The sequence below is a fragment of the Clostridium estertheticum genome (assembly GCF_026650985.1).
In the GTDB taxonomy this organism is placed as follows: Bacteria; Bacillota; Clostridia; order Clostridiales; family Clostridiaceae; genus Clostridium_AD; species Clostridium_AD estertheticum_C.
This window is the reverse complement of sequence record NZ_CP086239.1, coordinates 3,532,820-3,545,227: the sequence shown is the minus strand read 5'-3', so window position 1 is coordinate 3,545,227 and position 12,408 is coordinate 3,532,820. Positions and strand designations below refer to the sequence as shown.

At 32.2% G+C, this 12,408-nt stretch carries 15 protein-coding genes; 8 read left to right on the top strand and 7 right to left on the bottom strand.

The annotated features are described in order from the left end of the window. Positions 1-83: 83 nt before the first annotated feature. From LL038_RS16950 to LL038_RS16925, 6 genes are all read left to right on the top strand, one after another. Positions 84-902, top strand: coding sequence for an SDR family oxidoreductase (locus LL038_RS16950; RefSeq protein WP_216124978.1), 819 nt, complete (start codon positions 84-86; stop codon positions 900-902). Between the two features lie 82 nt (positions 903-984). Then, positions 985-1,743 carry an SDR family oxidoreductase gene (locus LL038_RS16945; protein ID WP_216124977.1) on the top strand — a complete coding sequence of 253 codons (759 nt, stop codon included), beginning with the start codon at positions 985-987 and terminating at the stop codon, positions 1,741-1,743. A gap of 89 nt (positions 1,744-1,832) precedes the next feature. Then, a complete protein-coding gene (locus LL038_RS16940) occupies positions 1,833-2,000 on the top strand; it encodes a hypothetical protein (RefSeq protein ID WP_216124976.1) in 168 nt (55 codons plus the stop codon). Between the two features lie 10 nt (positions 2,001-2,010). Then, positions 2,011-2,967, top strand: a complete 957-nt coding sequence (locus LL038_RS16935) for an alpha/beta hydrolase (protein ID WP_216124975.1) — start codon at positions 2,011-2,013, stop codon at positions 2,965-2,967. Positions 2,968-3,050: 83 nt separating this feature from the next. After that, positions 3,051-4,340 carry a hypothetical protein gene (locus LL038_RS16930; RefSeq protein ID WP_216124973.1) on the top strand — a complete coding sequence of 430 codons (1,290 nt, stop codon included), beginning with the start codon at positions 3,051-3,053 and terminating at the stop codon, positions 4,338-4,340. Between the two features lie 133 nt (positions 4,341-4,473). Next, entirely contained in the window at positions 4,474-5,643 is a 1,170-nt protein-coding gene (locus LL038_RS16925) for a macrolide family glycosyltransferase (protein ID WP_216124971.1), read from the top strand. 227 nt (positions 5,644-5,870) lie between these two features. Here the strand turns inward: LL038_RS16925 and LL038_RS16920 are convergent, their stop codons facing one another. From LL038_RS16920 to LL038_RS16895, 6 genes are all read right to left on the bottom strand, one after another. After that, positions 5,871-6,269, bottom strand: coding sequence for a nuclear transport factor 2 family protein (locus LL038_RS16920; protein WP_216124969.1), 399 nt, complete (start codon positions 6,267-6,269; stop codon positions 5,871-5,873). Between the two features lie 4 nt (positions 6,270-6,273). Beyond that, on the bottom strand, positions 6,274-7,095 hold the full coding sequence (locus LL038_RS16915; protein WP_216124967.1) for an MBL fold metallo-hydrolase: 822 nt from the start codon (positions 7,093-7,095) through the stop codon (positions 6,274-6,276). A 73-nt stretch (positions 7,096-7,168) separates the two neighbouring features. After that, on the bottom strand, positions 7,169-7,798 hold the full coding sequence (locus tag LL038_RS16910; protein WP_216124965.1) for a DsbA family protein: 630 nt from the start codon (positions 7,796-7,798) through the stop codon (positions 7,169-7,171). After that, positions 7,798-8,451: an NAD(P)-dependent oxidoreductase gene (locus LL038_RS16905; RefSeq protein WP_216124963.1), complete on the bottom strand. Its 654-nt coding sequence runs from the start codon at positions 8,449-8,451 to the stop codon at positions 7,798-7,800. The genes LL038_RS16910 and LL038_RS16905 overlap by 1 nt, the downstream gene beginning before the upstream one ends. 403 nt (positions 8,452-8,854) lie before the next feature. Further along, positions 8,855-9,109: an alpha/beta hydrolase fold domain-containing protein gene (locus LL038_RS16900; protein WP_216124961.1), complete on the bottom strand. Its 255-nt coding sequence runs from the start codon at positions 9,107-9,109 to the stop codon at positions 8,855-8,857. A gap of 52 nt (positions 9,110-9,161) precedes the next feature. Then, positions 9,162-9,320 (bottom strand): alpha/beta hydrolase fold domain-containing protein, encoded by a 159-nt coding sequence (locus LL038_RS16895; RefSeq protein WP_216125048.1) that lies wholly within the window; start codon positions 9,318-9,320, stop codon positions 9,162-9,164. A gap of 62 nt (positions 9,321-9,382) precedes the next feature. Between LL038_RS16895 and LL038_RS16890 the strand changes: the two genes are divergently transcribed. Further along, a complete protein-coding gene (locus LL038_RS16890) occupies positions 9,383-9,706 on the top strand; it encodes a transposase (RefSeq protein WP_253200297.1) in 324 nt (107 codons plus the stop codon). A 406-nt stretch (positions 9,707-10,112) separates the two neighbouring features. Here the strand turns inward: LL038_RS16890 and LL038_RS16885 are convergent, their stop codons facing one another. Then, a complete protein-coding gene (locus LL038_RS16885; protein WP_216124959.1) occupies positions 10,113-11,594 on the bottom strand; it encodes a carboxylesterase/lipase family protein in 1,482 nt (493 codons plus the stop codon). 160 nt (positions 11,595-11,754) lie between these two features. On the opposite strand from LL038_RS16885, the gene LL038_RS16880 reads away from it, so the two are divergent. Beyond that, positions 11,755-12,324: a TetR/AcrR family transcriptional regulator gene (locus tag LL038_RS16880; protein ID WP_216124957.1), complete on the top strand. Its 570-nt coding sequence runs from the start codon at positions 11,755-11,757 to the stop codon at positions 12,322-12,324. The last annotated feature ends 84 nt before the right edge of the window (positions 12,325-12,408 follow it).

Below are 12,408 nucleotides of genomic sequence, written 5' to 3'. Positions count from 1 at the left end.
TGCAGAACATTTTTAACCTATTATATATTTATTAGATAAACAAAAACCTAAAAATATTATAGATAAAGTGAGGGGTAAATATTATGAAAGATGTATGTGTAATCACTGGTGGCGGAAGTGGAATGGGATTTGCAGCAGCTAAACTGGCGGGAAAAGATCATTATATAATTATTTCAGGAAGAACTATTGAAAAATTAAAATCAGCAGTTGATGAGTTAAAAGCAGAAGGAATTGAGGCAGAAGCTTTTGCTTGTGATGTATCAGATTTTGAATCGGTTACAAGATTGGCTGAGCGTGCGGCTGAAGTTGGAAAAATTGCTGCTGTCATTCATTCAGCAGGGTTATCACCGCATATGGGTGATGCACAAAAGATTATGGAAGTTAATGCACTTGGAACTATTAATGTGAATGAGGTTTTTAGTTCTAAAATGGGAAAAAAAACCTGTATTCTGGATATTGCATCTACTTCGGGATATATGTTGCCAGAGGAGACTTTACCTGTATCAAATTATGAATTAAGTTTTACAGATAAAAATCAATTTATAAAAAAAATGGTAGACTCAGTAAAGCATTTTCCAGAAGATATGCATGCAAATATTGCGTATCCCATATCTAAAAATTTCGTGATCTGGTATGCAAAGAAATGTGCAGCATTATATGGAGATAAAGGAATCCGTGTTGTATCAGTATCTCCAGGAAATATTGAGACACCGATGGGAAAATTAGAATCTGAAGAAGCAGATAAATTAACAAAGTTGTGTGCAATTAAACGATTTGGCTATGCCCAGGAAGTTGCATATTTAATTAATTCTTGTATTGATAAAAGAAATGGATTTTTAACGGGTACGGACATACTTTGTGATGGAGGATTAATATCTAGTATGAAATCAATGAAAAAGTAATAATAAGAATTTACCTGCGTAAAGAAGAGTAAACAAGTAAAGCGTAAACAAATCTTATATAAATATTAAAGGAGGAATAATAATGAAACTTAAAGAAAAAATTGCAATAGTAACAGGAGCTGCTTCGGGGATGGGAAGGTCCATTGCCATTCTATATGCTCAGGAAGGAGCAAAAGTGGTGGTATCTGATATTGATTTAGAAGGTGCAAAAGCAACTGTAGCTGAGATTGAGGCAAATGGTGGATCTGCTATGGCAGTATTAACCAATGTAACCAAAGAAAAAGACATACAAAACCTAATTGATACTACCGTTAAAATTTATGGCACAGTTGATATCCTAGTCAATAATGCCGGTATAATGGACAATATGGCAGGGGCGGCGGATGTTACAGATGAACTATGGGATAGAATATTTGCAGTTAATACTACTTCAGTGATGAGAGCTACCAGAAAAGTGTTGCCGATATTTTTGACTAAAGGTACTGGGGTAATTATCAATATAGCTTCAGTAGGGGGACTTCGTGGAAGTACAGCTGGTGCCGCATATACTGCCTCCAAACATGCAGTAGTAGGCTTTACCAAGAATACAGGATTTCAATATGCAAAAGAAGGCATCCGATGTAATGCCATAGCTCCAGGTCCAATAAAAACCAATATCAGTGCATCTATGGGAAATGTTAATCAGCGGGGTGCAGCAATATGTAGAACTGGTATGAGTACAATTTGCCGACTGGGTGAACCGGAGGAAATAGCCGGAGTTGCACTGTTCCTGGCAACAGACGATTCCAAATTTGTTAACGGTCAAGTTTTGGCTGTCGATGGAGGCTGGACTGCTTATTAATAATTGTATTATTATTTTTCTTGGAAATAGGCCTAACTTATTATATAAATACAAATACAAAAAAATGTTAGATAAAGGGGATAATTATTATGAGTGATGTTATAAAAAAAGTTGAAGAGGTATGGGAAAAAGCAGTGGATACAAATGTAAATGCATGGAACAAAGTTGAGGATTTTTTTGTAAACGGTAATGGAAATCTAGCAAAACATTTTACTAATGATGAGGAGAATGTTTCCGAAGAAAAGGACAAAGAATAGGAGAACGTTTATGAGTAAATATAACATCCACAGTGACTTTAAAAAATATGAAAATACGAAACTCCCTTTATATCCATTGCTACTGCCACTTATAAATACACTTATAAATAGCAGTGTTAATAAAATAAAACCTGCTGAGGGTGTGAGTGCAACAAAAAAGAAGATTACAGGATATCAAAATGGAACAATTGAGCTAACAATTTATGAACCAAAGGAAATTGAAAAAAACGCTCCTTGTCTTATCTATTTACACGGAGGAGCGTTTGCCCTAAAAGCAGCACCCTATCATAAGAACTTAGTTTGTGAGTATGCCTTAAAGACACCTTGTAAAGTGATTTTCGTTGATTACAGATTGGCACCTAAATATGCTTTCCCTTTTGGTGTTGAGGATTGCTATGCTGCATTTGAATGGGTTTGTAAAAATGTAGAAGTACTTGGCATTGATAAAAACAGAATAGCTATTGGCGGAGATAGCGCAGGTGGTGGGCTTGCTGCTGCTGTGAATCTAATGGCTCGGGATAGAAAAGCTCCTAGTATTTGTTTTCAAATGCTCATTTATCCGGTAACAGATGCAAGACAGATTACTGAATCTATTAAAAATTATAAAGACACTCCTATGTGGAATTCCAAACTTAATGAAAAAATGTGGAAACTTTACCTAAAGGATGAAGTACATATCAATAGAGAATATGCATCTCCTATGGAGGCAACTTCTTTAGAAAATTTGCCCGATTCCTATATTGAAGTTTCAGAGTTCGACTGTTTACGGGACGAAGGAATAAACTTTGCTGAAGCCTTGCAGAAAAATGGTATTCATGTTGAACTGCATAAGACAATAGGGACAGTTCATGGTTTCGATATTGCAGAAAAAAGTGAAATTGTGCATCAAAGTGTAGAGAGAAGAATAGAGGCCTTGAAGAAAGGATTCAATCCCGTAGATAATTCATATAATTTATCCACAAGGTAACGGATTTAATATGAGGTTATGATAAGGGATATATGACTTTCGTGCACAAATATTACATATAACTTTGAAAGGGAGGAATAATCATGAAAAAAATACGTTCAGGACAAGCTTATTTATACAGGGATGGTGGAATTCGTAGTACAGTCTTTGATATCCGTATGAAAGACAAAGTCAGAGGAGATCTTTTAAGGAGAGCGCTTGATAAAGCCATGGAGAGGTATCCGTATCTTACAAGTAAGTTGGTTGAAAAAAATGGAGATTATTATATAGCACATAATCTGTTACCTGTTATTTTAGCGAAAACTGACAAATTTCGTGCGTTGGGAAGTATGAAGGTTAATTACAATCTTATTGATGTGACCTATAAAGATAAAAAAATCTGTGTTGCTTTTCATCATGCACTTTGTGATGGTCGTGGAATAATGCCATTTATTAAGACTTTGCTATATTATTATTGCTGCGCGAAATATAACAAGACATTTGATGCAACTGGAATTAGACTTGCTGGAGAAACACTTCTTGCTGGTGAGACAATGGAACCTTTTGGAGATTCAAAATATGATATAGGTAATATTCCAATGCCTGAAGTTGTTAAAGATGGGTATGCACTTCCTGAAAATGCAAATGAGGTCAGTAATTATTATCGCTATGAGATTAACATTAATCGTGACAAATTCATGGCATTTGCAAAAGAGAATAATGCTACACCAGCGATCTTAGTTGCACTGCTTGCATCAAAGTCTATTAAGAAGCTTCATCCGGGTGTAGATAAACCTATTGTATGTAGCATGGCAAGTGATATGAGAAAAGAACTTGGACTTGAAAATACACATAAGAATTGCGTTAGCAGTTTATATTTGCCGTATACTGAAGCTGCTGAAAAACTGTCTCTTAATGAGCAAGCAACAATGTATAGGAATATTATAAAGCAGCAGAGACAGTCAGATGTAGTTAAAAGTGCAGCTAATAATCAGATTGGATTGAGCGATAAGCTTGACCAGCTAGAAACTTTGTCAGAAAAAAAACAGATGCTGTCATTCTTTAATGATTTTTGTATCAATACATTTGTTATTAGCTATGCTGGTCAATTACAGCTTGGAGAATGTGAAAAATACGTTGATTCGATGCATTTATACAGTAGTGGTACAAAAGGTCTCATTTTGAATATGTTGTCTGCAGGAGATTATATTACAGTTGATTTATTACAAAGCTTTGAGTCAGAGCAATTCGCGAGTGAATTTATGCACTCATTAGAAGAAATTGGACTTGAATATAACTCATCACAGCGAATTGATTTTAAAACAACCCAAGATAAGACTTTTGTTACAGGAGGAAGGCAGGCTGAGAAGTATTACGGAAAATTTGAAAACTAAGTAACAAAAGAAGATAATAAAATATTTGAGGTTTAGATGTACTGGAAAATTTCATATATAGTGAAACAATATAACAAAAACTAATTATCATAGATTTAAGATACTAATATAAAACAAAAAGGATGGATGAAAAATGTCAAATGCGTTATTTATAAGTATGTTCGGTACAGGGCACGTTAACCCTACTATAGGTTTAGTCAAAGAATTAATGAATAGAGGGGAGCAGGTTACATATATTTCAGGTGAGGAATTTAGAGGGAAAATAGAAAAGACAGGAGCTAGATTCAAAGGTCTTAAGAATTCAGCAAATTTTGAGGATAGTAAGCAACCAATGGAGACCCTCGCTAGGTTAGAAAAAATGTTTGAAGAAATACTTGAAATTGTAGTTACTACAAAGGAAAAATTCGATTATATTATTTATGATGCAGTCTTTATTATAGGTAATGAATTGGGGAGAGTGTTAAAAATACCTACAATTTGTTCTATTACCACTTTTGCAACTAACGAAAATACAAATATTTTTTCGGATTTATTTAGGCAAGTAGGACCTATAATACAACCTATTTTAAATAGTTCAGTTTACATAAATTTTGTTAAGAATTTACAAGAGAAATATGATATAAAGTTTCCTAGTATAACGACTGCAGTTGGTGGCACAGGTACTATTAATATTGTATATACATCTAAGTATCTTCAAATTTGTGGTGAAAGTTTTGATGAAAGTTTTAAGTTTATTGGACCATCAATAGCAGACAGAAAGGAAAATATGAGCCTTTCTCTAGAAACTAATGATAAGAAAGTTATTTATATAGCTTTAGGTACAATATTTAATAATTCTATTGAGTTTTATGAAAGTTGCTTTAAGGCTTTTGGTGATATGGATGTAGAAATTATTATGTCTGTAGGTAAAAGTATAGATGTTAATACATTTAAATCTATTCCATCAAATTTTGTTGTTAAGAATTATGTATCTCAACTTGAAGTTTTAAAACAAGCAGATTTGTTTATCACCCATGGTGGTATGAACAGTACAAATGAAGGGTTGTATTATGATGTCCCATTGATTCTTATTCCTCAATTTGCAGATCAGCCTTTTGTAGCAAGGAGAGTAGCAGAACTTGGTGCAGGTATTATTATTGAAAAAGATAAAGTTACCACTGAGATATTGAAGCAGTCAGTAGTTAAGATTTTTTCAGACAATAATTTTAGAAGAAACAGTGAAAAAATTGGAAAATCACTCAGAGAGGCAGGAGGATATAAAAAAGCTGTTGATGAGATATTTAATTTAAAAAATGAAAAATAGTTTCAATTATAATTCACTCCTTTTAATAGACAGTGATATAGTTAGGCACAGTTCGCCTCCACCATACATAAACAACAAAAACCCTTGAATTCAAGGGTTTTTGTTGTTTTTTTGAGATTTTAAAGTAGAGATTTTTAAAGTTTAGAGATTAAATTTATAAATTTTATGTTGAACATGCACACCACTATTTGAACAATTCCTTGCATACTATAAACTAATAAACATGCCTAATTTGAAGTTAACGCCTTATTGACAGTTGCACTGTCCACAATTTGAATAAACTTTTTAACTTTATCATTTTCATCAAATTCATATAGATGACAAAAATCAGCAATAAAGGATTTACCTGTTAATTTATAGGTTCCGCTATAGTTTCCATAGACAATAACAATATTTTCATTAAATGTATATATATTGTCTTTAGCAGCATAACCTTCCCATTCTGTTCCCAAACGTTCATGTACATTTTTAACCACTTCATCTGGTCCTATATATATACCAGCATAAGGAAATCCCGCAGCTTCTGTCCATGACACTTTATCACTTAAATACGTTTTGAATTCTTCCATTTTTCCTTCACCAGTTAATACGTAAGTTTCATGTAATAATTTTTGATATTTATTCATAACATTACCCCCAAGGAATTTCTTTCATTACAACTTTTGCACTTAATGCTAATACACCTTTGTTTGCAAATCCTGGATATGCTGCTTCAAGCTTTTCAATAAAGTCTGCAGAATTTTTACTTTGCTCAGATGCTTTGATAGCAGTTTCAAGGTAATCAATAGTTGCAGTGAGTAACTTATCATCGAATGATTTTTCAATTGAACCGTGACTTGGCACGACAATTTTAGCGTGTAATTCTTGTAATTTTTTTAAGTTAGCAGTCCAATCTTCCATCGCTTCTTTGGAACTAGTGTCTGCTAAGAAGATGTGAATTTCGTTGAATGTATCAATTCCACCAAATAATAACTCTAATTCTTTATTGAATAAGCTTATTCTGTGATTGTCTAAACCAACAAGATCAAAGGTTAAACCTTGAAATTCAATTGTTTTTTCAGCAAAAACCTGTGGTAAAACAATATTTGTTGGTGCATTTTCTAAAAGAACAGGTTTCCAAACTTGTAATTTACCTAATACAGAAGAAGCAATATGTTCTACAGTTGGTTGTGTTGCATATGCAATTGCTTTTGGAAATGCTGCTTTGATTGTTTCTAGTCCAAAATAGTAGTCTGGATCTCCATGAATAATGAAAATTTTGTCTAAAGTTAAGTTGCTTTTTTCAATGTATTCAACAATTTCTTTAGCATCAGATTGAGTGAATTTTGCATTAATCAAAAATGCATGCCCTGCCTTTTCAATTAGAGTAGATGTAACCATAAAACTGTTCTCATCTGAAGTAAATACTGTTAATTTCACATTGTTTTGTTTTGTTTCAATTTTTTTAATCATAAAATTTTATCTCCTTTATACTAATGCATTTTTTAAAAATAACCATAGAACTTGAGTTTATTTATTAGTTCAATTATCCAATACTTTTTTCAATACGGGCTTTAACTTCCTCAAAGGGTAAATAACCAGAGGATACTAAGGATGATTTTTCATTATTAACCAAAATTAAGCTTGGATATGAGCTTACATCTAACTCACTTGCAAAGTTAAATTGCTTAAAAGTCTGATCAATTAATTTCTTTGAAGAAAATTCTTTTTTGAAGCTATCGCTATCTATTCCGAAATCTTCAGCTATTTTAGAATAAACCTCTACATCATTAATATTTTTACCATTAATAAAAAATTCTTCCTGTAGCGTTTTCAGATAGCTAAAGCTAGCTTGAGTATCAAGGTTATTAATAACATTAATAGCCTTAGAACCTGGAAGACTATCTAGAACCGTATTACTATCTTTAAGCATAAGATAGTAATCTTCTCCAAATTCTTTCCCTGAAAGTTGAGTTATTTTAACATTATTTTCTCTAATAAAATCACTAAATGCAGGTGTCATTTGTTTTACATCTTCATTTAACCACATTCCTGCAGGAACAATTGTAAAATCTACTTGATCTTTAAATTCTCCATAGATTTTTGTAACAACATCGCTGAAGGAATAGCACCAACCACACATTGTATCCATTACATAATATATTTTAGGTTTCATTAAAGCACCTCCTTATTTGTTTTACTACTAACTGTAAATTGTTTTCTTTCGTATGATTTATTTTCAAGCTCATCTATCATGGCTATGGCATAATCTTCCATTGATATTCTGCTTAAACCATTTTCATCAGAAAGGAGTGTTGTATTGCCTAATTTATATTTACCTGTACGTTCACCAGGCTCAAAGATTGCAGATGGACTTAAAAATGTCCAAGATATATCAGATTCTTCGTACACTCTAAGGGCATCTCTGTGTGCGAAGGCTACTGGCTTCCATGCGTCTAGAAATTCTGGAGTATCAGACAATGCTAAACCAGGAGCTACTTCAAGGCTACCTGCACCTCCAACTACTAATAATCTTTTAATCTTCGAGGATTTAATAAGTTCTACTAAATTTTTAGCTGCTACTACAAGTTTTTCTTCTTCTCCATGTTTAGGACCATAGGCACTAATTATAGCATCTTGCTGGTCTAAATATTTTAATATTGAATCTGGATTTAATAAATCTCCTTGAACCATAGTTAAATTTTTATGATTCAGCGTTAGTTTTGAAGGATCACGTAGAACGGCTGTAACACTGTGCCCTCTATCTAAAGCCTCCTCTAATATTCTTTTCCCCGCATTTCCACTTGCTCCGATTAATAAAATTTTCATAATTATGACCATCCTTTCAAATTTATTTATTTTGATAATTTACCATTTATATTGTAACCGTAAAGGTTACAACAGGCTTAAAAAAATATTTTTTCTTTTATTTAGATCCTTAATAATTTTTATTACTAGCATCTCTTCTTGTAACCATTATAGTTACAACAAAAGAAAATGTCAATACATTTATAAATAGTTTAATAACAATTATTTTCATATTCGTCATATCTATATTTTCGTTTGAAAATCAGGGCAAAAAACGAGCATTTTCCAGTCTGATTTTTACCCATTCTATATTCAAAAGTCACAATATTTTGTGATTAAATCATCTTATTTATTCTTCTAAGCACATTATGTCATCATAATTATCATCTCCAAGTGCCTTGAGTCTACTTTAAATTTTCTATAATTATTTTAAAAATGCTTTTTTTAATGCAGAAACTCTTTTTTCTAAGTTTCCTTTTGTGATATCACTTGCTGCATTCATATCATAACCATGTATTGTCCTTTTTGTTTGTAAAAATTCAACTTCAATGCCATTTTCTTTTAAAGCATCTGCATAATTTTTTCCTTCATCTCTTAATGGATCAAATTCAGTTACTTCTACATAAACTCTTGGAAAATTTTTAAATGATTTTGCTTGCATTGGTGAAGCATATTCCATTATCACCATTTCTTAAATATACATTCCACATCATTGCATTTCTAGGCGAATTCTATATTGGTGTGTCAATAAACATTTCTACTGATTTAGTTATTTGTCTGCTATCTGTTACTGGATAAGATAACATTTGAAAGCAAACAGGAAAATCTGTTCTATCACGTGCCATTTGAGTTACTGCTGCAGCAAGTGATCTACCAGCACTATCATCAATTCTTAGATTGTTTGCATTTGCGTATACTCACCTTAACGCACTATAACAATCTTTTACTCCTGTTGGAAATACAACTAGTTAAAGAACTAGGCTCCTTTTGGAGAAGTGAAAATCTAAAAGAAGATGTAGATCTAATAGCTTGCGTAGTGCATGATACAAAGGATGATGAGTATTATCCTTTCATGACAACAGATGTAGAAAAAACAGTGAAACAAGTAATAAACACTTACGAAATTAGGCCCGAAATAGAAAAAGGCTACAGGCAAATAAAAGTTTTTTGGAAACTCGAAGATTTTAAAAGTACAAAATACAATTTTATAGTATTCCACATAATTATGACATTAATAGGATATACATACTTTCAATTGTACAAAAACATGGAATAGGGCAGGAAATTTTCAAAAAAATCTCTTCCAGTTGTGTTAAAAAATTATAAAGAAAAGAAGACTAAATCTGTAATCATTTATATTGGGCAATATTTTGATATATTCACTTTTATTGAATTTATTCAGTTATATGCTGGTTGCAGTGAGGAAGTAAGGAAACTTCTTGAACCAACATTGGCTTTAGTATAGCTGGTTTTATTTGTTGTTTTTAAATTAAGAATTAAAGGCAGTATTAGTTTTTACTTGTACTTATTTTTATATGCTGAAATTATATAATTCAGAGTATATATTACTCAATAACCAATATTTAAATTTATGTAACAACTGAAATGAAAGTGTTCCCATAAATAACCCAAATAGTGATAGTCGAATACGTAGAACGTTTATACTGATTTTTATCAATTACTTAATTATATAATTTAATATCTTTCCATACTTCAAATGCTTCATAACTCGGGTTATATTCAACAGAACATTCATCATTAAAAATAAATGTTGTTCTTTTTTCATCTGTATAAGGCTCCCATGGTATAGGAATTGTTCCATTTGGGTCACCATTCTTAGCAAAATTCACCCAGGCACCATGCATATATTTATGAATTCTATCAATTCTTTCCTTCGGTGTCTGCTCATTAAAATTTCCTACATAGGTATCCAATGCTGGCCCTATATCAGAACTATGCATTGCATTGAGTCCGTTTGCTTTCAATAACACAGTTGTAAAATCAAAGCGGTATTCATATGCCTTTCCATGAGTACACTGTGCATTTATACATTTAATATGATCTGCCCAGAACGCTCTGTCTCTACCAAGCTCCATCATTGCCTGCTTTTCACTTTTACCAGAATATAACTTCATTAAAGTTTCTAACTTTTCCGAGCAGTCACTAAGCACTAGCATTTTTTCAACTTGCTTCCAGCTTGTTGGAAACATCTTCGCTTCATAAAATAAACTTCCTTCATCATGGCATGTACCAAAAACAACATCTACACCATCCGCACTTCCAGATTCCATTGCCTCCCATGGATTCATCGGGATTAAATCATCAATAACTGGACCTGGAACCAAAATTCCCGGATATGAAACACAGTTTTTTTGACAAACATACTCAGATGAACTATACATTTTTTCTATTGGCATATTTTTTAGGTTATTTATCTCTTCCTTTTTCATATTCATTTGTTCAAAGAACAATCCTATTTGAAGTTCCTGACTCTTTTGTGTGGATATATTTCCTGGTAAACCACTTTGTGCAATTGCTTTATTAAATAAACTTTTTGCACTAGGAGCGGAAAGCATAGAATATACTGCTGTCCCACCTGCTGATTCTCCTGCAATCGTAATGTTGTCAGGGTCACCACCAAAAGCTTCAATATTTTCCTTCACCCATTTCAATGCATTGATCATGTCTGATACTGCACAATTTGAATCAAAGCTATTATCATACATAGAAAAATTATAAAATCCGAGTGGCCCTACACGATAATTAAAATTTATATAAATAATACCATCCTTAGTAAATGATTCACCAAAATATTGTGGATCAGAACCTTCACCAACTGTATTTGCTCCACCATAAATCCATACGAACACAGGGGATTTCTTTGCCTGCTTAGAAGCCCATATATTTACATAAAGACAATCTTCACTTTCCGGAACTGACTTCGTATCTTTACCAATCCCTCCCATAGTGGCAAACTGATATGGTCTATTTCCAAAGGTGCTTGTCTGCTTTATACCATCCCAATTATCGCAAGGAACTGAACGCTTAAAACGTAATTCTCCAACTGGTGGCTTAGCATAAGGAATTCCAAACCATTTATACATTCCATCTGCTTCAAAACCCTCGACTTTACCATTTTTTGTTTCAACAACTAAATTTACCATTTTAAATTCCTCCTGATTTATAAATTCCAAGAAATATATTACTCACGTGTTGCTTATCTTGTGATTTGAATTATAATATTTATAAGACTTCAAATCAATTACCAAATATAACTCATATGTGGCGTAACTTTCAAGATATTAATATAAAGGAGAAAAATTAATGAGAAACAAAAATGATGCACGATATAAACGCACTCATAAACTAATAATGGATACCTTTAAAAATATGATTATTGAAATGGATTTTACTAAAATTACGATTAAAGATTTAACTAATATAGCTGGCATAAATCGAAAAACATTCTATTTACACTATTATTCTTTAGATGAAATACTGTATGAACTTCAGAACGAGATTATAAACGGCCTTATAGATATACTGGATCAAGAAACTTCAGATGAAAATTCTATTGATATTCAAAAATTTATGACGGCATTTTCAAAATTATTATCAGATGATCAACCACTTCATCAAAGACTATTGTGTTGTGAAAATTATCGTTTTGTTGCAGAACAAGTTCAAAATATTGTAACTGAAAAATGTTCAGAAATTTTTTTTGCGGGTAAAGATATTGATACTTCACGTAAAGATATGGTTACGGCTTATCTAAGTCATAGTATTTTGACTTTATGGCGAAACTGGCTTCTATCCGGATGCGAAATGACTAAAGATGAAATGATCCATTTTTCCACTCAACTTGTTGAACATGGTTTAGATAGTATCAACTAGCATAACAAGTTAAAAACTAATATGCTACATATAGAAGTTTAATATAATACATATCACTACTGTTGCATTAAAATATTTTCAGAA